The 23567-nt window shown below is 65.3% G+C and carries 20 protein-coding genes; 3 read left to right on the top strand and 17 right to left on the bottom strand.

Going from position 1 to position 23567, the window contains the following annotated elements:
* Window positions 1-7: 7 nt before the first annotated feature.
* Window positions 8-844, bottom strand: a complete 837-nt coding sequence (gene folP / locus GPJ75_RS07550) for a dihydropteroate synthase (protein ID WP_425483127.1) — start codon at window positions 842-844, stop codon at window positions 8-10.
* Between the two features lie 159 nt (window positions 845-1003).
* Here folP and GPJ75_RS07545 point away from each other — a divergent pair, with 159 nt between their 5' ends.
* Window positions 1004-1618, top strand: coding sequence for a DUF922 domain-containing Zn-dependent protease (locus GPJ75_RS07545; protein WP_163266742.1), 615 nt, complete (start codon window positions 1004-1006; stop codon window positions 1616-1618).
* Between the two features lie 9 nt (window positions 1619-1627).
* Here GPJ75_RS07545 and GPJ75_RS07540 read toward each other — a convergent pair whose 3' ends face one another.
* From GPJ75_RS07540 to GPJ75_RS07530, 3 genes are all read right to left on the bottom strand, one after another.
* Window positions 1628-2656: an NAD(P)/FAD-dependent oxidoreductase gene (locus GPJ75_RS07540; protein WP_163266740.1), complete on the bottom strand. Its 1029-nt coding sequence runs from the start codon at window positions 2654-2656 to the stop codon at window positions 1628-1630.
* A 54-nt stretch (window positions 2657-2710) separates the two neighbouring features.
* Entirely contained in the window at window positions 2711-3031 is a 321-nt protein-coding gene (locus GPJ75_RS07535; RefSeq protein ID WP_159586743.1) for a 2Fe-2S iron-sulfur cluster-binding protein, read from the bottom strand.
* A 133-nt stretch (window positions 3032-3164) separates the two neighbouring features.
* The gene (locus tag GPJ75_RS07530) at window positions 3165-3497 is read right to left on the bottom strand and encodes an Hpt domain-containing protein (RefSeq protein ID WP_163266738.1); all 333 of its coding nucleotides are present in this window, start codon (window positions 3495-3497) and stop codon (window positions 3165-3167) included.
* Between the two features lie 288 nt (window positions 3498-3785).
* On the opposite strand from GPJ75_RS07530, the gene GPJ75_RS07525 reads away from it, so the two are divergent.
* Both GPJ75_RS07525 and GPJ75_RS07520 read left to right on the top strand, forming a co-directional pair.
* Window positions 3786-8546 (top strand): apolipoprotein A-IV repeat region-like domain-containing protein, encoded by a 4761-nt coding sequence (locus GPJ75_RS07525; RefSeq protein ID WP_163266736.1) that lies wholly within the window; start codon window positions 3786-3788, stop codon window positions 8544-8546.
* Window positions 8547-8698: 152 nt separating this feature from the next.
* Window positions 8699-9430, top strand: a complete 732-nt coding sequence (locus tag GPJ75_RS07520) for a LuxR family transcriptional regulator (RefSeq protein ID WP_163266734.1) — start codon at window positions 8699-8701, stop codon at window positions 9428-9430.
* Here the strand turns inward: GPJ75_RS07520 and glpK are convergent.
* The 13 genes from glpK to GPJ75_RS07455 form a co-directional block, all read right to left on the bottom strand.
* A complete protein-coding gene (gene glpK / locus GPJ75_RS07515; RefSeq protein WP_163266732.1) occupies window positions 9420-10922 on the bottom strand; it encodes a glycerol kinase GlpK in 1503 nt (500 codons plus the stop codon). The genes GPJ75_RS07520 and glpK overlap by 11 nt on opposite strands.
* Before the next feature lie 79 nt (window positions 10923-11001).
* Window positions 11002-12729, bottom strand: a complete 1728-nt coding sequence (locus GPJ75_RS07510) for an ABC transporter substrate-binding protein (RefSeq protein WP_159589872.1) — start codon at window positions 12727-12729, stop codon at window positions 11002-11004.
* A 74-nt stretch (window positions 12730-12803) separates the two neighbouring features.
* Window positions 12804-13085, bottom strand: a complete 282-nt coding sequence (locus tag GPJ75_RS07505; protein ID WP_159589870.1) for a DUF2160 domain-containing protein — start codon at window positions 13083-13085, stop codon at window positions 12804-12806.
* Window positions 13086-13100: 15 nt separating this feature from the next.
* Window positions 13101-13919: an ABC transporter permease subunit gene (locus tag GPJ75_RS07500; protein WP_163267025.1), complete on the bottom strand. Its 819-nt coding sequence runs from the start codon at window positions 13917-13919 to the stop codon at window positions 13101-13103.
* A gap of 110 nt (window positions 13920-14029) precedes the next feature.
* Window positions 14030-14899 carry a carbohydrate ABC transporter permease gene (locus tag GPJ75_RS07495; RefSeq protein WP_163266730.1) on the bottom strand — a complete coding sequence of 290 codons (870 nt, stop codon included), beginning with the start codon at window positions 14897-14899 and terminating at the stop codon, window positions 14030-14032.
* Window positions 14896-15972, bottom strand: coding sequence for an ABC transporter ATP-binding protein (locus tag GPJ75_RS07490; protein ID WP_163266728.1), 1077 nt, complete (start codon window positions 15970-15972; stop codon window positions 14896-14898). The genes GPJ75_RS07495 and GPJ75_RS07490 overlap by 4 nt, the downstream gene beginning before the upstream one ends.
* Window positions 15973-15983: 11 nt before the next feature.
* On the bottom strand, window positions 15984-17066 hold the full coding sequence (locus GPJ75_RS07485; RefSeq protein WP_163266726.1) for an ABC transporter ATP-binding protein: 1083 nt from the start codon (window positions 17064-17066) through the stop codon (window positions 15984-15986).
* On the bottom strand, window positions 17050-18612 hold the full coding sequence (gene glpD, locus GPJ75_RS07480; protein ID WP_163266724.1) for a glycerol-3-phosphate dehydrogenase: 1563 nt from the start codon (window positions 18610-18612) through the stop codon (window positions 17050-17052). The genes GPJ75_RS07485 and glpD overlap by 17 nt, the downstream gene beginning before the upstream one ends.
* Window positions 18613-18709: 97 nt before the next feature.
* Window positions 18710-19474: a DeoR/GlpR family DNA-binding transcription regulator gene (locus tag GPJ75_RS07475; RefSeq protein WP_163266722.1), complete on the bottom strand. Its 765-nt coding sequence runs from the start codon at window positions 19472-19474 to the stop codon at window positions 18710-18712.
* Between the two features lie 89 nt (window positions 19475-19563).
* Window positions 19564-20292: a proteasome-type protease gene (locus GPJ75_RS07470; protein WP_163266720.1), complete on the bottom strand. Its 729-nt coding sequence runs from the start codon at window positions 20290-20292 to the stop codon at window positions 19564-19566.
* A 36-nt stretch (window positions 20293-20328) separates the two neighbouring features.
* Entirely contained in the window at window positions 20329-21123 is a 795-nt protein-coding gene (locus GPJ75_RS07465; RefSeq protein WP_163266717.1) for a transglutaminase family protein, read from the bottom strand.
* A gap of 23 nt (window positions 21124-21146) precedes the next feature.
* Entirely contained in the window at window positions 21147-22085 is a 939-nt protein-coding gene (locus GPJ75_RS07460) for an alpha-E domain-containing protein (RefSeq protein WP_163266715.1), read from the bottom strand.
* 18 nt (window positions 22086-22103) lie between these two features.
* Window positions 22104-23513, bottom strand: a complete 1410-nt coding sequence (locus tag GPJ75_RS07455) for a circularly permuted type 2 ATP-grasp protein (protein WP_425483126.1) — start codon at window positions 23511-23513, stop codon at window positions 22104-22106.
* Window positions 23514-23567: the final 54 nt, after the last annotated feature.

Below are 23567 nucleotides of genomic sequence, written 5' to 3'. Positions count from 1 at the left end.
GATCCCGCTATTTTCCGGCGGCCAGCATAGCATCGGCCATGCGAAGCGCATCCCTGTTCTCGGCGACGTCGTGCACGCGGAAGATGGCCGCGCCCTTGAGGCGCAGAAGCGCGCTGGTCGCCGCCGTACCGACAGCCCGCTCCTCGACATCGCGGCCAGTGAAATGGCCGATGAAGCGCTTGCGCGACGTACCGACGGCGAAAGGAAAGCCCAGGCCCGCCAGTTCGCCGAAGCGCGCCATGATCTCGGCATTCTCCTGCGGGTCCTTGGCGAAGCCGAAGCCGGGATCGAGGACGATCTGCCCGTCCGCCACACCGGCCTTGCGGGCGATCTCGACGGAGCGGCTCAGGAAAGCGAACTGATCGGCGATCACGTCGGGCAGCTTCTCCCGCTCCCGTCCCGTGTGCATCAGCATCAGCCCCGCCCCGGTCTTGGCCGCGACCTCGGCAATGGCGCTCTCCTTGTAGAGGCCCCACACGTCGTTGACGATGTGCGCACCCGCATCGATGGCGAGCGCCGCCGTCTCGGCACGGTAGGTGTCGATGGACAGGACGGTGTCCCTCCCCTTGGCCAGCGCCTCGATGACCGGCAGCACGCGGTCCTGCTCCTCGGCGGCGCCGACGGGCGCAGCGCCGGGCCGGGTCGATTCCCCGCCGATATCGATGATCGCCGCCCCCTCGGCCAGCATGGCTTCGGCGCGCGCGACCGCGCTTTCGACGGCCGTATAGCGGCCGCCGTCGGAGAAACTGTCGGGCGTGACGTTGAGCACGCCCATGATGCACGCCTGCGCCCCCAATTCGAGGGTGCGCCCATGAGCGATTTTCCAGTGCCGCGTCTCAATCATCCCTTCAGGCCCTGTCCGGCTTCCCGCACCGTCTTGTGGGATGCCTGCGGGACAAAATCAATCGGCATTCGCACAGCCCGATTGCAACCGGAGGCGGGGCCTCTAGCTTTTCGTTGCACTGGCTCCGCCATTGCCGCAATGTGTCGCCCGGAGGTCTTCATGCAACGCGTACTCCTCGCCGTGTTCCTGCTGACTGCTACCGTGCTGCCGCTCGGCGCCGCAACGCTTTCCAAAACCTACAGCTATTTTCCCATCGGCGGCCTGACATTGCCGGAGGTCGAGCGGCAGCTGCAGACACAGGGGCCGATGTTGGACAGCACCGGGCAAAGGCATCCCGGCGCCACGAATATGAAGTTCACCACGCAAGTCGACTATGCCGATACCGGCAGAAACTGCCGCGTCGCCGACGCGCGCGTGTCGGTGAAAGCCAGCGTCATCCTGCCGAGGTGGCGCCAGCGCCGCCGCGCGGAAAACGAGGTGCGGCTGATCTGGGATACGCTTGCCCGCGACATCAAGCGCCATGAGGAAAGCCATCTCAGCATCGCCAAGAATCATGCGCGCCTTCTGGAGGACACGCTGGAGGGCCTGTCGTGGCAGAGGAGTTGCGACGTGCTTGCCAAAAAGGTGGAAGAGGCGACGGCAGGCATCCTGGCCAAGCACGATGCCGCCCAGCAGCGTTTCGACTATATCGAAAGCATCAATTTTGAAAGCCGGCTCCTGCGCCTTCTGCGCTATCGGCTGGAGCAGATCGAGGCCGGCCGGCTGGCGCAATAGAGCGCGGCGCTAGTCCAGCACACCCAGCTTCTTCTGCAGGCTGGTCGAGGAGGTGGTGTACTGGAAGACGACTTTCTCGTTCGGGTGCACGATGCGTTTGGCCGCCTGCGCCATCAGGGCGGCCTCGTGGAAGCCGGAGAGAATGAGCTTCAATTTGCCCGGATAGTGGTTGATGTCGCCGATGGCGAAGATGCCGGGCTCGGAGGTCTCGAACTTCTCGGTGTCGACGGGAATGAGGTTCTCATTGAGATTGATGCCCCACTCGGCGACGGGTCCGAGCTTCATCGTCAGGCCGAAGAAGGGCAAGAGCCGCGTGCAGGCGATCTCCACCTCGTCCTGCGGCCCCTTCACCGTCGCGCTTTTCAGCATGCCGTTCTCGCCGGTGAGCGCCTTCACCTGACCGACCTGGAAATCGATCTTTCCGGCCTCCTTCAGCGCCAGCATCTTGTTGACGCTGTCGGGCGCGGCGCGAAACTCCGGGCGGCGGTGGACCAGTGTCAGCCGCCGGGCCACCGGCTGCAGGTTGAGCGTCCAGTCGAGCGCCGAATCGCCGCCGCCGACGATCAGAAGGTCCTCGCCGCGAAACGCCTCCATGCGCCGCACGGCATAAAAGACGCTTTTGCCCTCATAGGCCTCGATGCCGGGAATGGGGGGCCTTTTGGGCTGGAAAGAGCCGCCTCCGGCGGCGATCACCACCACCTTGGCTTCGAACGCCTCCCCCTCGTCGGTCGTCACGCGGAAGCCGCCGTCCGGCAGGCGCTCGAGGCTTGCAACGATGCGGCTGAAGGTGAATTGCGGGTCGAACGGCCTGATCTGCTCCATCAGCCGGTCGACCAGTTCCTGCCCCGAGACCACCGGCAGGGCTGGAATGTCGTAGATGGGCTTTTCGGGATAAAGCTCGGCGCATTGCCCGCCCGGGCGGTCGAGGATGTCGATCAGGTGGCATTTGAGGTCGAGAAGGCCGAGCTCGAAGACGGCGAACAGGCCGACAGGGCCGGCCCCGACAATCAGCACATCCGTCTTGGTCACCTGGGTCATGCCCACCCTGTCCTCTGAAAGATATAAGACAACTCATATAAGATATAAGAACGGCTAGGCCTGGCGCTCCGGCACCCGCACCACCAGCCCGTCCAGTTCCTCGCGCACCCTGATCTGGCAGGAGAGGCGCGAGTTGGGCTGCACCTCGTATGCGAAGTCGAGCATATCCTCTTCCATCGCCTCCGGCTGGCCGACGACGTCCGTCCATTCCTCGTCGACGTAAACGTGACAGGTGGCGCAGGCGCAGGCGCCGCCGCATTCGGCTTCGATGCCGGGAACGCCGTTGCGGATGGCATTTTCCATCACCGTGGAGCCGTTCTCGGCCTCCACCTCGAAGGTGGCGCCGTCGAAGGCGATGAATGTCAGCTTGGTCATTCGGCGGTCCTGAAGGGATTGTGCTGCATGAACGGCACGGGGAACGGTTGCTCACGCCGAGATAATCGCTGCGCGCTGTGTGTCAACCGAGCGAAACGGCGCAGGGGCGCATATTAGTGGGGCGATCAGACCACTAGGCCAGCAATTCGGCGGCGAAGGCCTGCATTTCCTCGATCCGGGACGCAAGGCGATCTGCAAGCGCCGCCGAGTGCGGTGCAGCCTCAAGTGCCGCCGCGCAGTCGGCCAACGCGAAAGCGCCGACGGCGCGTGCCGAACCGACGAGGCAGTGCGCCAGCCGGTGGCGTGCCTCGGCATCGGCATTCGCCAGTTCCCCACGCACAGAGGCAGCCTGGGCGAGGAACAGTTGGAGCACCTCGCGCTGCAGCGCGGCATCGCCCAGGGTCTGGCGGGCCAGATGCGCCCGGTCGATCGGCCGGTCCTGTGGGTGCCCCTGTCGGTCAAGCATGCCCGTTTCCCCCTCTCGGACTGCCCGGCGGGCAGCCCGCTCCCACTATCGAACGTCGGCGTGAAGCTGGATGGCCACGCGTGCACAAGATGTTAATGACAGTGGCAGAATGCTTACAATCCTACCAGCCCAGCGTTAACCTTATATTTAAACTTGTAGTCATCTGCCCGAAAACGTGTTTCCATCACAATTCCGTGCCACTACGGTACGGTTGGCGCGATGTGGGGCGCATGCGGGTTACGAGGATCCGGGTTCGGAACGACCCAAAAGAGTACAGGGTGACGGCGTATGGCGCGGAATACGACAAAGAAGAAAGCGGAGCAGGATAGTTTCGCAAGGGAGCTTGAGGAAGCCCTTGAGCTGGAGACGGATCAGTTCGAAGCCGCTGCCGGTGATTTCGACCTTGGCGACTTGGACATTGCGGCCTCCATGGAGGACCTGGAGGCGCAGATCTCTCTGGCGGCGGAAGAGCTCGCCCGCGAAGGACGCGAGGACGATGTCGACAATGATGTCGAAGCGGAGAACGCTGCCGATTCCCTCCCCTTGGAGAGCGAGCCTGCCATGGCCGCCGAAGAGGCCGAAGAGGCTGCCGCCGCCCAGATGGAAAATGCTCACCCCGCCGAGCGGCTGCGCCCGGCAGAGCCCGCCCCTTCTTCGGGCCCGGTGACGTTCGTGCCGGCCAACGACGACCAGCAGCGCGAGCCTGCCGGGATCGCGCACAGGCCCGACCTGCCGGCCTCGAGTACGGTCTACTGGCTTGTCGCCGCCCTGTCGGTCGCCTGGATCGCCGGCGCCGCCGTTCTCGGCAACGTCCTCTACGGCTCGTCGCTTTGGCAGATCCGTTCGCTTGAGGGCCTCTTCACCTCGCCGCAGGCGATCGGCCTCGCCATCGGTGCGCTTGTGCCGGTGCTCCTGTTCTGGGGTTTCGCGGTGATGGTCCGCCGCGCCCAGGAGATGCGGATTGCCGCCCAGCATATGGCGGATGCCGCCGCGCGCCTGCTCGAGCCGGAGAACCTTGCCCAGGACCGCGTCATGATGGTGGGTCAGGCCGTGCGCCGGGAGGTGCAGGCCATGGGCGACGGCATCGAACGCACCCTTGCCCGCGCCGTCGAGCTGGAAACCCTGGTCCACACGGAAGTGAACGAACTGGAGCGCGCCTATTCGGAGAACGAGACGCGCATTCGCCTGCTTGTCGACAGCCTGGGCAGCGAGCGCGAGGGCATTGTCAGCCACGCCGAGCGCGTGCGCGCTTCGATCACCGGCGCCCACGAAATCCTCAAGGAGGAGCTGGATGCGGCCGGCAAGCAGATTCGCCTCAGCGTCGATGGCGCCTCGCAGCGGCTGACGGATTCGCTTGGTCAGGCGGGCGACGGCCTGGTCGAGCGCATCAACTCGACGGGCGAATCCATCTACCTGGCGATGGACGAGCGCGCCGACACGCTGTCGCGGCACATCAGCACCTCGGGCGACAATCTTGCCAGCCTGCTCGACAAGCGGATCGAGGCGCTCAGCACGTCTGCGGATGGCTTCATCCAGCGCATGGACGCTTCGAGCGGAGCGATCAGCCACACGCTCGACCAGCGCTCCGAAGACCTGGCGCAACGCATCGCCGCCGCCGGCGAAAATCTTTCCGGCCTGCTCGACACGCGGATCGAGGCGCTCAGCACGTCCGCCGAGGGCTTCATCCAGCGCATGGACGCTTCGAGCACGACGGTCAGCCATGCGCTCGACCAGCGTTCGGAAGAGCTGTCGCACCGCATCACCGCCGCGGGCGACAACCTTGCCAACCTGCTCGACACGCGCAGCGGCGCGCTGGACACGATGTTCAATGACCGCCTGTCCGGCCTGGTCGCGGCGCTTGGAGAGGCCTCCGAGAAGGTCAACGCGGAGTTCGATACGCGGCTGAGCCAGCTCGACGGTACCCTGTCGGAGCGTGGCCGCGCGCTTATCAGCGATTTCTCCACACGCGCCGAGGCGCTCGACACGGGCATGCAGAGGCTCGACGCGGCGCTGGAGGCACGCGCTCGCGCCATCAACGAACAGCTCGTCGAGCGCACGCGCGAGATCGCCGATACCTTCGCCCACGGGCGCGAAGACGTCTCCTCGGCCATCGAGGCGGGCAAGTCCGCCATAGACAACGACCTGTCCGGTCTCGTCGCCTCCACCTCCATCATGCTGGATAACAAGGGTGAGGAGTTCGCCCGGCTGGTGGAGGAAGGCCAAGCGCGGCTCAACGCCCGGCTCGATGACAGCTTTGGCCGGTTCGATGCCGTGAAGACGCGCATCGACGAGACCGTCGATCGCCAGATCGAAGCCTTCGCCCAGAGCGAAAACCGGCTGAAGGCGCTGCTCGAGGCCGACCTCAGGAAGCTCGAGGAAACCCACGGCAGCTTTGCCGCCGCGCTCGAGGCCGACATCGCCAAGATCGGCGAGCGCCGCGAGGAGCTGACGGCCGCCATCCGTGCCGATATCGATAACGTCAACGCCGCCTTCACCTCGCAGGTGGGCGTCATCGACGAACGCACCAGCACCATGCAGAGGGCCTTGGCCGTCGGTGTCGACAATGTCCGCCAGACGCTGGAGAACAGCGCCGTTGTGCTGGCCGGCGCCCTGCGCGAGAAGGTGATGGAAGCCACCTCGACGCTCGGCAGCGAGTCCGCCAAGGTGCTGGACGACGTCGACCACCGCATCGCCGGTATCGACAGCCGCATCGCCGCCCGTACGCAGGAAACGGCCGAGACGCTGACAAACCGCGCCGAGGCACTGGTGCAGACGTTCGAGGAGGCCGACCACCGCATCATTGCCCGCACGCAGGAGACGGCCGAGACACTGGCAAGCCGCGCGAATGCGCTGGTGCAGACCTTCGAGGAGGCCGACCACCGCATCATCGCCCGCACACAGGAAACGGCCGAGACACTGGCAAGCCGCGCGAACGCGCTGGTGCAGACCTTCGAGGAGGCCGACCACCGCATCATCGCCCGCACACAGGAAACGGCCGAGACACTGGCAAGCCGCGCGAACGAGCTGGTGCAGACCTTCGAGGAGGCCGACCACCGCATCATCGCCCGCACGCACCAGACGTCCGCCGAGCTCGATGCGCGCGCCACGGCAATCACCGAGCGCCTGGGCGAGATCGAGAACCGGCTGAAGTCGACCGCCGGCTCGGCGGCCTCCGCTGTGGCCAGCGGCATGCTGGAGGTCGAAAAGCGGCTCGGCGACAGCGTCGGCCGCACGCGGGCCGTGCTTCAGGAAGGCCTCGGCGACGCCGAGGAGCGCCTGAAGCAGGGCGCGGAGCAGGCAGCCAGCCACGTGAGCCAGCAACTGGCGCGCACCCAGGCCGACCTGGTGTCGACCGCCGACACGATCGGCCAGACCTTCGCCCAGGTCAACGAGCACATCTCCAGACGCACCGGTGAGGCGGCGCGTACGCTGGAAGAGCGCACGCGCGAGTTCAACGCCATGCTGGCCGGGCGCAGCGCCGAGATTGGCCGCATCCTCGACGAGACGGCGCGCCCGCTCGTGGAGCGCTTCGAGGCCAGCGGCGGCGAGCTGCAGCAGGGCATCGAGGCCATTACCAACCGCACCACCGAGCGGCTGCAGCAGGAGAATGCCGCCCTCGTGAACGCATTGGCCAGCCGCACCGCAGAGGCGCTCGACGCCGTCGAGCGCGCCCGCAACGGCCTCGCCGGCAATGTCGATGAGCTCCTGCAGCAGCTGAACGCTTCCGGCGAGAGGCTGGGCCAACTCGTCGATGCCGCCGCGCAGAACCTTTCGCAGGTGGACGAGAAGCTCACCAGCACGACGCGCGAGTTTGCCGCGAACACCGGCAAGGCGGCGGAGACGTTCGCCAATTCGGCAAGCCTCATCAACGCCAATTCCGGCCGGCTCACGGACTTCTCGGAGCGGACGCTCCGCGAGATCTCGACCATCGCCAGCCGCTTCGAGGACCACAGCCGCATGCTGGAAAGCGCCTCGAACCTCCTGGAGAAGGCGCAGTCCGGCCTCAGCTCGTCCCTGGAGGATCGCCAGAGCGCGCTTGAGGCGCTGGCGAACGGCCTTGTCGACAAGTCGCAGCAGATCGAGAATGCCATGAAGTCCTTCGAGGGACTTCTCGACGGCATGTTCGACACGGCGGAAGGGCGCACGCGCCAGTCCGCCGAGGCGATCCGCGAAGCGATCAACCAGGTCCTGGAAGGTGCCGCCCAGCGCTTTACGGGAGCGACGGAAGATATCCGCCGCACGGCGGCCGAAATCCGCGCCGAGCTGGAAGAGACGCGTGCCGACATGAAGCGCGGCATTGTCGAACTGCCGGAGGAAGCCAGGCAGTCGACCTCGGCCATGCGCGTGGCCATCACAGAACAGGTTAACGCGCTGAAGGAACTGTCGGACATCGTTGCGAAATCCGGCCGTCTGCACGATATCGGCACGAGCGTCGAGGCCACGCCTCAGCCGCCTCGTCCGGCCCCGGTGCCGCCCGCGCCCAACGGCGCGCCGGCCTCAGGCGGCTCGCGTGTTCTGGAGAAGCCGCGTGCCGAGCCGGCGGCTCGTCCTGCCGCCCCTGCCCGCCCGGCGCCCGAGACGGCCCAGGCGGCACCGAACGCCGGCGGCGGCTGGATCCGCGACCTCCTGCGCAGCGCCTCGCGCGACGAGGAAGGCCAGGAGCGCGCGGGACAGGCCGCCAACAATGGCGGGCGGACGGCCCTGCATGTGGTCGAATCGCTCAACTCCCTGTCCGTCGACATCGCCCGGGCCATCGATCACGAAGCCTCCATCGACCTTTGGGAGCGGTATCGCCGCGGAGAGCGCAACGTCTTCACGCGCCGGCTCTACACGCTGAAGGGCCAGCAGACCTTCGACGAGATCCAGCGCAAGTACCGGGCCGACGCGGAGTTCCGCAAGGCGGTCGACCAGTACTGCCGCGATTTCGAGAAGCTTCTGGCCGACGTCTCGCGCTCCGACCGCGACAACATGATGAGCCAGACGTACCTGACCTCCGACACCGGCAAGGTCTACACCATGCTGGCCCATGCCAGTGGCCGGTTGCGCTGAACGCCGCTTCCGGAGCGCTTGTCCGATCCTGAAAGACCCCGGCAGAAGCCGGGGTCTTTCTTTTTGGAAGGGTCGGCCGGTGCAACAACTCGAGGCTCTTGCAATCCCCCCCATTGCCGCGCATTCTCGATTTGGGACAGAAAGGGGGACTTATGCATGGTACCCGAGGAGAAGCGATTCGGCTGGGACTGTCAGAAGCCATCGATGCGGTGGTGGGAGTGGCGAGCGTAGAGGACGCCGTCCTTCTGGTGCGAGACCGGCTCGGCCTCGACCACGTCACCTTTATGACCGCAGCATATGCCCGCCCGGTCGACAGTCCCTTTATCCGCTCCACCTATCCATCGCAGTGGATCGCGCGCTATGTGCTGCGTGGATATCTGCACGTCGATCCGGTGGTTCGGGCGGGGTTCGGCTCCACCGGGCCGTTTGCCTGGCACGACCTGGAATGGGACGAGCGCCAACGGGAATTCATGGCCGACGCACTGGCCCACGGACTGGGCGACAAGGGCTACTGCATTCCCGTGGTCGACCGCGCCTTCCGCCGCTCGCTTCTGTCGCTCAATACCGGCATGGCAGCCGATATTTGGGCCTCTTTCCTTGCTAGGAATGTAGCCGGGCTCGAGAAGGTCGCCCGCCTCATCCACGACAAGGCGATGCGCGAGTTGTCTCCCGACGGGCCCGCCGAGCCGACCCTGGCGCCGCGTCAGGTGGAGTGCCTGTTGTGGACGGCGCGCGGCAAGGAGGCCAAGGCCATCGCCGTCATTCTCGACCTTTCGGAATTCACCGTGCGCAGCTATCTGCGCACGGCGCGGCAGAAGCTTGAGTGCCGAACCCTTTCCCAGGCCGTTGCCAAGGCGATCCAGCGCGGCCTCATCAATCCGTGACCGCGGATGTGAGGGTGCGGCGCACGGCATCGCGCCAGCCGTTCAGCCGGCGCGCCCGCTCCTCTTCGCCCATCCTCGGCGTGAACTGGCGCTCGAGCGCCCAGCTCTGCGCGAATTCCTCGGCGCCTGGCCATACGCCGGCGCGCGAACCGGCGAGCCAGGCCGCGCCCAGCGCGGTGGTCTCCAGCACCGTCGGCCGGTCCACCGGCGCGTCGAGAATGTCGGCCAGGCACTGCATGGTCCAGTCGCTCGCCACCATGCCGCCGTCGACACGCAGAACCTTGGTCTCCGCCCCGCCCGGCCAGTCCCGGCGCATCGCCTCGAGCAGGTCGCGCGTCTGGAAGGCGACGGATTCCAGCGTCGCGCGGGCAAACTCGGCGGGGCCGGTGTTGCGGGTAAGGCCGAAGATGGCGCCACGCGCGCCGGCGTCCCAATAGGGCGCGCCGAGGCCGACGAAGGCCGGCACCAGATAGACGTCCTGCGTGGCGTCCGCCTTTTCCGCAAGGACGCCCGAATCGGCCGCCTTGCCGATAATCTGCAGCCCGTCGCGCAGCCACTGCACGGCCGCGCCCGCAACGAAGATCGAGCCTTCGAGCGCGTAGGTCGTCTTGCCGTCGAGGCGGTAGGCGATGGTGGAGAGTAGCCGGTTCTTCGAGCGCACCAGGGTCTCGCCGGTATTCAGGACGGCGAAGCAGCCCGTGCCGTAGGTGGATTTCAGCATGCCGGGCTCGAAACAGGCCTGGCCGATGGTTGCCGCCTGCTGGTCGCCGGCAACGCCCAGGATGGGGATTTCGGCGCCGAACAGCGCCCTCTCCGTGACCCCGAAGTCGTCCGCCGTGTCCTTGACATCGGCCAGGAGGGAGCGAGGGACGCGGAGGATCGAAAGCAGTTCCTCGTCCCACGCGTTCTTCTCGATATTGAAAAGCAGTGTGCGCGAGGCATTGGTGGCGTCGGTGACGTGGGCGCGGCCTCCGGTCAGCCGCCAGATGAGAAAACTGTCGATGGTGCCTGCCAGCAGCCGCCCCTGCTCCGCCCGCTCGCGCACGCCTTCCACGTTGTCGAGAAGCCAGGAGAGTTTGGTGCCGGAGAAATAAGGGTCGAGCAGCAGGCCGGTCTTTTCGGTGAAGGTCTCCTCCAGCCCCTCGCGCTTCAGCTTCTCGCATAGTGTCGCGGTGCGCCGGTCCTGCCAGACGATGGCGTTGTGCACGGCCCTGCCCGTCTCGCGGTCCCACATCACCACCGTCTCGCGCTGGTTGGTGATGCCGATGGCGGCGATGTCCCCGGCCTCCAGGCCGGCATCCTTGAGCGCGGCTTTCACGGTGGCGATAACGCTTGCCCAGATGTCCTCCGGGTCGTGCTCCACCCAGCCGGAGGCGGGATAGTGCTGCGGGAACTCCTGCTGGCCGGTGCCGACGGCGCGCATCGTTCCGTCGAAGACGATCGCCCGGGTCGATGTCGTGCCCTGGTCGATGGACAAGACGAAGCCGCTCATGTTGCCTCCCGCGTGATTGACAAAAGCCGGGAGAGGCGGCCGGAGCCGCCTCCCCCAATCTCACATCCGGCTAACCAGCTTACGAGTCGTTCCAGCTCTTCACCAGCTCGTCGTAGTTGATGGTGATGGGCTCTTCCTTCTCGTTCTCGATCTTGAGCTGCGGCGCGAGGTTGCCCGCCTTCACGGCCTCGGCGTTCCAGTATTCAAGATCGTGCTCCTCGGCGAGCATCGGGCCGATGTCGCCCTGGATGCCGGCCCGCTCGAGGCGCGAGAGCACCTGCTCCTGCTCGGCGCAGAGCGAGTCCATCGCCTCCTGTGCGGTCTTGGCGCCGGAGGACGCATCGCCGATCGCCTGCCACCACAGCTGCGCCAGCTTCGGGTAGTCCGGCACGTTGGTGCCGGTCGGCGTCCACTGCACGCGGGCCGGCGAGCGGTAGAACTCGACCAGGCCGCCGAGCTCCGGGGCACGTTCGGTGAAGCTGTCATGCTGAATGGTGCTCTCACGGATCAAGGTAAGCCCGACATGGCTCTTCTTCACGTCCACCGTCTTCGAGGTGACGAACTGGGCGTAGAGCCATGCCGCCTTGGCGCGGTCTTCCGGCGTCGACTTCATCAGCGTCCAGGAACCGGCGTCCTGGTAGCCGAGCTTCATGCCGTCCTTCCAGTAGACGCCGTGCGGGCTCGGCGCCATGCGCCATTTCGGCGTGCCGTCCTCGTTGACCACCGGCAGGCCTTCCTTGACCATGTCGGCGGTAAAGGCCGTGTACCAGAATATCTGCTGGGCGATGGCGCCCTGCGCCGGCACGGGGCCGGATTCGGAGAAGGTCATGCCCTGCGCCTCCGGCGGCGCGTAGGCGTTCAGCCACTCCAGATACTTCTCGATGGCGTAGACGGAGGCAGGGCCGTTGGTGTCGCCGCCGCGCGCCACGCAGGAGCCGACGGGGCGCGAGTTCTCGTCCACCTTGATGCCCCATTCGTCGACCGGCACGCCGTTCGGGATGCCCTTGTCGCCGTTGCCGGCCATGGAAAGCCAAGCATCGGTGAAGCGCCAGCCGAGCGACGGATCCTTCTTGCCATAGTCCATATGGCCATAGATCTTCTTGCCGTCGATCTCCTTGCCGGTGAAGAACTCGGCAATGTCCTCATAGGCCGACCAGTTGACCGGCACGCCCAGCTCGTAGCCGTATTTCTCCTGGAACTCCGCCTTGATGTCGGGATCGTTGAACCAGTCGTAGCGGAACCAGTAGAGGTTGGCGAACTGCTGGTCGGGAAGCTGGTAGAGCTTGCCGTCGGGCGCCGTCGTGAAGGACTTGCCGATGAAGTCGTCCACGTCGAGATTGGGGTTGGTGACGTCCGCGCCCTCGTTCGCCATCCAGTCGGTCAGGTTGCGCACCTGCTGGTAGCGCCAGTGGGTGCCGATCAGGTCGCTATCGTTGATGTAGGCGTCATAGATGTTCTCGCCCGACTGCATCTGCGTCTGCAGCTTCTCCACCACGTCGCCCTCGCCGATCAGGTCGTGGGTCACGCGGATGCCGGTGATGGCCGTGAAGGCCGGCGCCAGCACCTTGGACTCGTATTCGTGGGTGGTGATCGTCTCCGAGACCACCCGGATGTCCATGCCCTGGAACGGCTCGGCAGCGTCGACGAACCACTGCATCTCCGCTTCCTGCTCCTCGCGGGAAAGCGTCGAGAGATCGCCGATCTCTTCATCGAGGAATTCCGTCGCTTCCTCCATGCCCGCCATTACGCCGCCTGAACTCATGAGAAGCATGAGCGCGGATGTCGTCAGTAATAGATGCCGTTTCATAGTTTCCTCCCTTGCAATGTTGCTTCAGTGTTCGGAGAGACCGCGCAAATGCGGCCGCTCCATCCCTTTCTCCGCTAGACCCATCGAAACACGCCAACGGCGTAGGCGATGGACAGAGCGAGAGCCCACCACAGGTTGGGGCCGACGAGCCCCAGCCATGCGAGATTGATGAAAGCGCTGCCGAGCAGCGAGACGAACAGCCGGTCGCCGCGCGTGGTCTCGAATCGCAACAGGCCGACGCGCGGATGGCCGCCGGGCGAAAAATACTCCCATACGCCCATCCCCGCGAGCAGAAGCGCGATGGTGATGAAGAAAGTTGCCGTCGGCCAGGTCCAGGCCATCCAGGACAGGTTCATCGTCATACCCTCCCCTTACACGCGCCCGAGGGCGAAGCCCTTGGCGATGTAGTTGCGCACGAACCAGATCACGAGCGCGCCCGGAATGATGGTGAGCACGCCCGCCGCCGCCAGCACGCCCCAGTCGAGGCCGGAGGCCGACACGGTGCGCGTCATGGTGGCGGCGATCGGTTTGGCCGCCGTCGTCGTCAGCGTGCGGGCAAGCAGAAGTTCGACCCACGAGAACATGAAGCAGAAGAAGGCGGCGACCCCGACGCCGCTGGCGATCAGCGGCATGAAGATCTTCACGAAGAAACGCGGGAAGGAGTAGCCGTCGATATAGGCCGTCTCGTCGATCTCCTTCGGCACGCCGGACATGAAGCCTTCGAGGATCCACACCGCCAGCGGCACGTTGAACAGGCAGTGCGCCAGCGCCACGGCGATGTGCGTGTCGATCAGCCCGAAGGCCGAGTAAAGCTGGAAGAAGGGCAGCGCGAAGACCGCCGGCGGCGCCATGCGGTTGGTCAGGAGCCAGAAGAACAGGTGCTTGTCGCCGAGGAAGCGGTAGCGCGAGAAAGCATAGGCCGCGGGAAGGGCCACGGAGACCGAAATCACCGTGTTCATAACCACATAGATGATGGAGTTGATGTAGCCCGAATACCACGACGGATCGGTGAAGATCACCCCGTAGTTGCGCAACGTCGGGTTCTGCGGCCACAGCGAGAAGGTGCTGAGGATTTCCGTGTTGGTCTTGAAGCTCATGTTGATGAGCCAATAGATCGGCAGCATCAAGAAGAGGATGTAAAGCGTCGGCACCAGCCACCAGAAACGCGACTGCGTGCCGCGCCTGCGCATCGTCTGCCCGAGTGCGGCCTCCGCCTTGCCGGCCGCATCCGCCGCCGCTTCCGTCCGCTGCATCGTGATCCCGTCGGCCCTCGCCGCGGTGCTGCTCTTGCCCGCCGCCATCACCGCTTCTCCGTCCCGTAGTTGGTCATGACCGTGTAGAACACCCACGACATGAGAAGAATGATCAGGAAGTAGACGATCGACATGGCCGCCGCCTCACCGAGGTTGAATTCGCCGATGGCGAGCTTCACCAGATCGATGGACATGAAGGTGGTCGTGTTGCCCGGACCGCCGCCCGTGAGCACGAAGGGCTCCGTATAGATCATGAAGGAGTCCATGAAGCGCAGGAGGATGGCGATCAAAAGCACCCGGTGCATCTTCGGAAGCTGGATGTAGCGGAACACTGCCCAGCGCGACGCGCCGTCGATCTTTGCTGCCTGGTAATAGGCGTCGGGGATGGAGACCAGGCCGGCATAGCACAAAAGCACGACCAGGCTCGTCCAGTGCCATACATCCATGAGGATGATTGTCACCCACGCATGCACCGGGTTGTTGACGTAGTTGTAGGCGATCCCGAGCTCAGCCAGCGTGCGGCCGAGCAGGCCGATATCGATACGCCCGAAGACCTGCCAGATCGTGCCCACCACATTGAATGGGATGAGCAGCGGCAGGGCCATCAGCACGAGGCACACCGGCACGCCCCAGCCCTTGCGCGGCATGTTGAGCGCGATGAAGATGCCGAGCGACACCTCGATGCACAAGATAATGGCCGAGAAGGCAAGGTTGCGGCCCATCGCGGCCCAGAAGCGGTCGGAGTCGAGGATCTCCTGGAACCACTCCGTGCCGGCCCAGAAGAAGACGTTGTTGCCGAAGGTGTCCTGCACCGAATAGTTGACCACCGTCATCAGCGGGATGACGGCGGAGAAGGCCACCAGTGCCAAAACCGGCAGCACCATGAACCAGGCCTTGTTGTTCCAGGTCTTGTTCATGACCGGCCCTCCGTCTCGACGCGCCAGGAATCGGCGTAAAGATTGAGGTGCGCCGGATCGAAGGCAACGCACGGCTCCGCCGGCACCTCCGCGTCCTCGTCGATCACCACGGCGATCGCCTCGCCCTCGAGATCGGCGTGCACGATCTTCTTGCGGCCGATATCCTCGACCTTGGCGATGGAAATCGGCATGCCCTCGCGTCCGAGCCGGACAAACTCCGGCCGAATGCCGAGTTCGATGCGCTCTGCCGAAAGTCGCTGCGGCACGCCCGGCAGGGCGAAGGATTGGCCGCCGACGCGCACCATGCCACCGTCCATGGCGGCGGAAAGCAGGTTCATGCCCGGCGAGCCGATGAAATAGCCCACGAAGGTGTGGCGCGGGCGCTCGAAAAGCTCCTCCGGCGTGCCGATCTGCACGATCTCGCCCTCATACATCACCACAACCGTATCGGCGAAGGTGAGCGCCTCCGTCTGATCGTGCGTGACATAGACCATGGTGTGGCCGAAGCGGCGGTGCAATTCCTTGAGCTGGGTGCGCAGCGCCCATTTCATGTGCGGGTCGATGACCGTCAGCGGCTCGTCGAACAGGATAGCGTTGACGTCGGCGCGCGCCAGGCCGCGCCCGAGCGAGATCTTCTGCTTCTCGTCCGCCGTCAGGCCCTGCGCCTTGCGCCCTGCCCGGTCCTGAAGCCCGATCATGGCGATGATCTCGCGCACGCGCCGGTCCACCACGTCCTCCGGCACGCCGCGGTTGCGCAGCGGAAAGGCCAGATTGTCATAGACCGTCATGGTGTCGTAGACGACCGGGAACTGGAAGACCTGGGCGATGTTGCGCGCCTCGGTCGGCAGGTCCGTGACGTTCGCCGCACCAAAGTGGATTTCACCCTCGCTGGGGTGCAGGAGGCCGGAGATGATGTTCAAAAGCGTGGTCTTGCCGCAGCCCGACGGCCCCAGAAGCGCATAGGCGCCGCCGTCCTCGAATACGTGATCCACCCGCTTCAGCGCGTAATCGTCGTCCGAGACGGGGCTGTCCACATAGGCGTGGCGGATGTCTTTCAGGTTGATGCGTGCCATCGCTTCCTCCCCTACGCCGCTTCCGCGCGGTCGGTGACCACGCTGCGCCCCGCCTCGTCGAAGACGAGCAGATGGCGCATGTCGATGAAGACGCGCAGCGTCTCGTCGACGTCGAGCCGGTGCACGCCCTCCTCCAGCATCACCCATTGATTGCCCGCATAGTCGAGATGCACGAAGCTCTCCGAGCCGGTGATCTCCGTCACCGTCACGCGGGCATCGACGGATACGGCATCCGCTTCGCGGCCCTTGAACGAGAGGTGATGCGGCTGGAAGCCGAGCGTATAGACGCCGTCGGAAAGGCCCGCGAGCCGCGCCGGCACGGGCAGGCCGTCCGAACCATCCAGCATGAAGCGGTTTTTATCCTTGCGCACCTCGATCGTGTTGAGCGGCGGGTCCGAGAAGGTCTGCGCCGTCAGAAGATCGGCCGGGTTGCGGAAGATCTCGATGGTGGGCCCGAACTGGGTGACGCGGCCTTCGCTGAGCGTCGCCGTCTTGCCGCCGAGGAGCAGCGCCTCGCTGGGTTCGGTGGTGGCGTAGACGAAGATGGCGCCCGATTCGGCAAAGATGCGCGGCAGCTCCGCGCGCAGTTCCTCGCGCAGCTTGTAGTCGAGATTGGCGAGCGGCTCGTCAAGCAGCACAAGGCGCGCATCCTTCACCATGGCGCGGGCAAGGGCGGTGCGCTGCTGCTGGCCGCCGGAGAGCTCCAGCGGCAGGCGCTCCAGATACGGCGCCAGCCGTAAAAGGTCCGCCGCCTGGCGCACCTTGCGGTCCAAAGTCGCCTTGTCGACCCCGGCCACGCGCAGCGGCGAGGCGATGTTCTCATAGACGCTCATCGCCGGATAGTTGATGAACTGCTGGTAGACCATGGCGACGGAGCGCTTTTGCACCGGCACGCCGGTGACATCCGCATCGTCCATATGGACGGTGCCCGAGGTCGGCTGGTCGAGCCCGGCCATCAGCCGCATGAGCGACGTCTTGCCGGCCAGCGTCGGCCCCAACAGTACATTGAGCGAACCCGCCTCGAGCCGGAGCGAGACGTTGCCGATATGCATCTCGCCCGAGACGAGCTTGGAGACGTCACGCAGCTCCAGCACGGCCACGTCCTCCTTCCGTTGGTCCTTCCGCGCGCGCCACCTCGCGCAGCCTTAATTCACGCATGAACACGTCCACGGCCCGTGCCTCCTCCTGCGTCAGCCGTAGGCCACGCTTTGTACGCCGCCATAAGACATCGTCGCCGCTGCGCGCCCATTCGTTCGCCGCAAGATAGCGCAGCTCGGCCTCAAAGAGATCGGCGCCAAAGCGATGGCCGAGGTCCTGCGCGCTCGTCGCCTCGCCCAAAAGCGCCCGCGCCTCAATCCCGTAAAGGCGGGTGAGGCGCCGCGCATGGGCGCCTTCGAGAAAGGGATAGTCACGCCTCAGCGCCTCCACCGTGGCGTCGAACGCGTGCGGGCCGAACCCGCCGCCCGGCAGCGGGGCATCCGCCGTCCACGGGCTTCCCCGTTCGCCGAGCCGCTTGCCGATCTCCCCCAGCACGGCCTCGGCCAGCCGGCGGAAAGTGGTGATCTTGCCGCCGAAGACATGGATGACCGAGGCGCCGGCGGTGTCCTCCGCCTTCAGCACGTAGTCGCGCGTTGCCTCCTGGGCCTTGCTGGCGCCGTCGTCGAAGAGCGGCCGCACACCGGAGAAGCTCCAGACCACGTCCTCGGGGCGCACCGGCTCGGCGAAATATTCGCTGGCCGCGGCACACAGATAGGCGACCTCCTCCCCACTGATTTCCACGGCTGCCGGATCGCCATCGAAATCCTGATCGGTGGTGCCGATGAGGGTGAAGTCCTCCTCATAGGGAATGGCGAAGATAATGCGCCCGTCGGCGTTCTGGAAGAAATAGGCGCGCGGGTCGTCGAACTTCCTGGCGATGACGATGTGGCTGCCCTTGACGAGGCGCACGTTATGGGTGGCGTTGCGGCCGAGCGCGCCGGCGATCACCTCGTCCACCCACGGGCCGGCCGCGTTGACCACCAGCCGCGCGCGCACCTCCTCGATGGTGCCGGTTTCAAGATCGCGCAGGGAAAGCCGCCATACGCCATCCTCCACGCGCGCGCCCACCACCTTGGTGCGGGTGCGGATGTCGGCGCCCTTCTCGGTGGCGCTCAACGCGTTCAGCACCACCAGCCGCGCGTCGTTGACCCAGCAGTCGGAATATTCGAAGGCGCGCCGGTAGGCGGCCTTGAGCGGCTTTCCCGCCGGGTCGCTGCGCATGTCGAGCGTGCGCGTGGGCGGCAGGAGCTTGCGCCCGCCGATATGGTCGTAGAGAAAAAGGCCGAGACGGATGAGCCAGCCGGGCCGCAGGCCCTTGTGGAGCGGCAGGACGAAGCGCATCGGCCAGATGATGTGCGGCGCGCTCTTCCACAGCACCTCGCGCTCCATCAGCGCCTCGCGCACGAGGCGGAATTCGTAATATTCGAGGTAGCGCAGGCCGCCGTGGATGAGCTTGGTGGAGGCGGACGAGGTGCCGCTGCCCAGATCGTTCATCTCGGCAAGCATGACCGAATAGCCGCGGCCGGCCGCGTCGCGCGCGATGCCGCATCCGTTGATGCCGCCGCCGATAACGAACAGATCGTGAATGGGACCGTCGCCCAACCGCTCCTCCCGTGGCAATATGGAAAGCACCTCTCCCTGAAAATGAAACTAAACGAAAACATTGTGAATGTCAAATGAAGACAGGCACCGGTGAGAATTACCGGCAGGCTTCCACAAGTCGCACGCCCGCTTCCCCGCACACGGCGCGGAAGGCGGCGCTCGGGCAGCGATCGGTGATGAAGGTGTCCATCTGCGAGACATGGCCGATACGCACGGGGGCGCTGCGGTCAAATTTCGAGGAATCGGAGACCAGAATGACGTGGCGCGCATTGGCGATGATCGCCTGGGCGACCTTCACCTCGCGAAAATCGAAATCGAAAAGCGCGCCCTCCTCGTCGATCGCCGAGACGCCGATAACCGCGTAGTCCACCTTGAACTGGCGGATGAAATCGACCGCCGCCTCGCCGACGATGCCCCCGTCGGAGCCGCGCACCACCCCGCTGGCGATGATGACCTCGAACGCCGGATAAACCCGCATCCTATTGGCAACATTGATGTTATTTGTGATGACCATGAGCTCGCGATGGTCGAGCAGCGCATCGCTCACAGCTTCGGTCGTCGTGCCGATATTGATGAAAAGCGAGGCCTTGTCGGGAATGAGCTCCGCCGCCGCGCGGCCGATGGCGCTCTTTTCTTCCGCCCTGAGCTCGCGGCGCGCCTCGTATTCCATGTTCTCGATGCCTGACGGCAGGAGCGCCCCGCCATGGATGCGCGTCAACAGCCGCTGGTCGCACAAGTCGTTGAGATCCTTGCGGATCGTCTGCGGCGTCACGCGAAAGCGGGCGGCCAGCCCGTCGACCGTGACACGGCCCTCTTCCTTGGCGATCTGGAGGATTTCCTCATGGCGCGGCGCGAGAAACACTGCCTATCCCCATTTTCGTTTTGCCTGCGTTATAGCAGAAACGAAAATATAAGAAAGGTGCAACCGCGCGCACGCGCCCGCGCGAGAAATCAGGGCTTGAAATCGGGCAGGCTCTTGAACGCGGCCTTCAGCGCGCTCGACCAGCCCTCGGCGACCGTCCGGAAATAGCGGTCGTCCTGTCCGATCCGCTTCTCGAAGCCGACGCGAAAGCTATCGCGCGGGTAGTAGAGCAGGTCGAGCGGCAGACCGACCGAGAGGTTGGACCTCAGCGTCGAATCGAAGGAGACGAGCAAGAGCTTCACCGTCTCCTCGAAGCTCATCTTCGGGTCGTGCGCGCGCACCAGGATCGGCTTGCCGTATTTGGTCTCGCCGATCTGGAAGAAATGCGTGTCGGGGCCGGCCTCGATGAAATTGCCTTCCGGATAGACGAGGAAGAGCCGCGGTTCGGTGCCGCGGATCTGCCCGCCGAGGATGAAAGAGGCACCGAAGGCATCGGCGTTCTGGCCGGCGGGCGCGGCCTCGCGGATAACCTCCTTCAGCGCGTCGCCGACGAGCTTGGCCGTCTGGTACATGGACGACGTCTTCAATAGCGAGGGCGCCCGCTCCTTCGGCGCCTTGGTGCGCTCGTCGAGAAGGCTGATGACGGCCTGGGTGGTGGCAAGGTTGCCCGCCGACAGGAGCACGAGCACGCGTTCGTCCGGTTTCGACCAGCAATGCATCTTGCTGAAGGTCGACACGTTATCGACGCCGGCATTGGTTCGCGTGTCGGACATGAACACCAGTCCGCTATCGATCTTGAGCCCGACACAGTAGGTCATGCGCCCGAACGTCCCGTTGCGATTCTCCGTGTCAGATTACTGCTCGACACTGATCTGGACCGCAAGCTGTTCTTCAGCCTGGCCCAGACGAATCCCCATGACCGGCATGGCATCGCGATAGTCGCGGCCCGTCGCCACGCGCACATAGCGCTCGTCGGGCGAAATGCCGTTGGAGCAGTCGAAGCCGACCCAGCCGAGCCCTTCCACATGCGCCTCGGCCCAGGCGTGGCTCGCCGTCTGCTCGTCGGCGCCGTCGAGGCGCAGATAGCCGCTCACATAGCGGGCGGGAAACCCCATGCGGCGCGCGGCCGACAGGAAGATGTGCGCATGGTCCTGGCACACCCCCTGCCCTTGCGTCAGCGCCTCTTCCGCCGTCGTCACCGCACTGGTGGTGCCCGTCACGTAGGACACCCCCTCGCGCACCAGCCCCATCAGGGCGTGCAGACGGTCGATGCCCTCATCGCCGCCAACCGCCTCGATGAGCCTCGCTACGCCCGGGCCCGGCGCTGTCAGCGGGGTTTCCTGGCAGAACAGCCAAAGCGGCGCAAGGCCCGAATGCCGGCCGGAAACGCCGTTCGTATCCTTCGTCTCGACCACGCCGGAGGCGGCAATGGCGATGGTATGCGGCGTCCCCTCGATGCTCAGAAGGCGCGTGTCGTTGCCGAAGCTGTCGTCGTAGCGCACTTCCTCGCGCGCCCCCTCGATGGAAAGCGCCCACTCCACGACATTCTGAGTGGGGCCGCTTTTCGGGAACAGCCGTAGCCGCTGCAGGGCGTAGGACAGCGGCGCGTCATACTGATATTCGGTGCGGTGCGAGATTTTCAGGCGCATGTGGGTCGGCCAAGGGTTCCTGGTCAGTAGAAACGATAGTCCGTGGCAATCTGATCGCCCAGCGCGCCATTGTCACGAATGAAATCCTTCAGGAACTCGTGCAGGCCCTCCTCGAAGATGTCGGAAACGGAAGCGGAGCGCAGCTTTTCCCGCTTCGCGGCGGCCATGTCGTGGCTTTGATGCCGGGTGCCGTATTCCTCGGCCAGGAATTCCAGCGCGTCGCAGATGCCGCGGTAGCAGAAGGCAAGCGAGCGCGGCATGCGGCGGTTGAGGATGAGATAATCGGCGATGCTGGTGGGCTCGTAGCCTTCGTAGATCCAGCGGTAGGAGCGCTGGGCGGAGACCGAACGCAGGATGGTCTGCCACTGGTGATTGTCGAGCGGCGAGCCGACCCATGCGACCGAAGGCAGGAGCACGTAATATTTGACGTCGAGGATGCGCGCGGTGTTGTCGGCGCGTTCGATCAGCGTCCCGAGTTGGGCGAAATCGAATATCTCGTTGCGCAGCATGGTGCCGTGGAAGGCACCGCGGATGAGCGCGGTCTCCCGCTTGATGGCGTCGAGCACGGCCGGCAGGTCCCGCTCGTCGACGGGCCGCATGAGCATGCGGCGGAGCGCCATCCAGGCCTCGTTGATGCTCTCCCAGGTCTCGCGCGTCAGCGCCGTGCGCACCATGCGCGCGTTCATGCGGGCGGTCTCCATGGAGGCCATCACGCTGGACGGGTTCGAGAGGTCGCGCAGAAGGAAATCCGTCACGCTCGCCGTATCGTGGGGCCGCTCCTCCTGTTCGAAAGCCTCGCGCGCGCCGGCGCTGGTGAGCACCGATATCCATTCGTCCGACGCCGTGCCCGTCTGCGTCAAGGCAAGGCGATGGCCGGTATCGACGAGACGGGCCATATTCTCCGCCCGCTCGATATACCGGTGCATCCAGTAAAGGCCATTGGCCGCGCGCCCCAGAAGCATTGTCAGCTCCGCGCCTGTTCAATCATCCAGCACCCATGTGTCTTTCGTTCCCCCGCCCTGTGAGGAGTTTACGACCAGCGAACCCTCTTTAAGCGCCACCCGCGTCAGCCCGCCCGGCACCGTGCGGATGCGGTCCGACACCAATACGAACGGGCGCAGGTCCACATGGCGCGGCGCCAGCCCGCTTTCGGTGAGCACCGGGCAGGTCGACAGGGAAAGCGTCGGCTGGGCGATGTAGTTGGCGGGCCTGGCCTTGAGCTTGGCCGCGAAAGCCTCCCGCTCCTTGGCGGAAGCCGCCGGGCCGACCAGCATGCCGTAGCCACCGGAGCCGTGCACCTCCTTCACCACCAGTTCGTGCAGATTGTCGAGGACGTGAGAGAGGCTCGCCGGCTCTGAGCAGCGCCAGGTCGGCACGTTGCGCAGGATCGCCTTGCGGCCGGTGTAGAACTCCACGATCTCGGGCATGTAGGAGTAGATCGCCTTGTCATCGGCGATCCCCGTGCCCGGCGCGTTGGCGATGGCGATGTTGCCGGCGCGGTAGACGTCCATGATGCCGGGAACGCCGAGCACGGAATCGGGATTGAAGGTCAGCGGGTCGAGGAAGTCGTCGTCGACGCGGCGGTAGAGCACGTCGATGCTCTTGTAGCCCTGGGTGGTGCGCATGGCCACGCGGCCGTCGACCACGCGCAAATCCGGCCCCTCGACCAGCTCCACGCCCATCTGGTCGGCCAGGAAGGCGTGCTCGAAATAGGCCGAGTTGAAGCTGCCCGGCGTCAAGACGGCAATGGTGGGCGAGCCATCGCAGTTGGCCGGCCGGACGGCGGCGAGCGAATCGCGCAGGAGCTGCGGGTAGTTTTCCACCGGCAGCACCTTCACCTTCTGGAACAGCTCCGGGAAGAGCTGCATCATCGTCTCACGGTTCTCCAGCATGTAGGAGACGCCCGACGGCGTGCGGGCATTGTCCTCCAGCACGTAGAACTCGTCCTCGGCGGTGCGCACGATGTCGACGCCGATGATGTGCGTGTAGACGCCGCCGGGCGGGCGCACGCCGATCATCTCCGGCAGGAAAGCCTCGTTGCAGGCGATGATCTCCTTCGGGATGCGGCCGGCCCGCAGGATCTCCTGCCGATGGTAGATATCGTAGAGGAAGGCATTCAGCGCCTGCACGCGCTGCTCGATCCCCTGGACCAGGCGCCGCCATTCCTTGCCGGAGAGGATGCGCGGGACGATATCGAACGGGATAAGCCGCTCGGCCGCCTCCGCCTCCCCATAGACGGCGAAGGTGATGCCGGTGCGGCGGAAGACCTTTTCGGCATCCTGCGACTTCTCGTTCAGCCGTGCCGGGTCCTGGCCGTGGAACCAGTTCTCGTAAGCCTCGTATGGTTGTCTTGCCCGATCTCCCAGGCGCATCTCATCGAACATGGCCAAGAAATGCTCCTTCCTGAAAAGCATTTCAGCCAGCCTGCATCCGAAACGCAAGCT

Origin of the sequence: Chelativorans alearensis (assembly GCF_010993735.1) — a bacterium.
In the GTDB taxonomy this organism is placed as follows: Bacteria; Pseudomonadota; Alphaproteobacteria; order Rhizobiales; family Rhizobiaceae; genus Chelativorans; species Chelativorans alearense.
The sequence above is the reverse complement of the archived record's forward strand: the minus strand, read 5'-3'. Positions and strand labels throughout refer to the sequence as shown.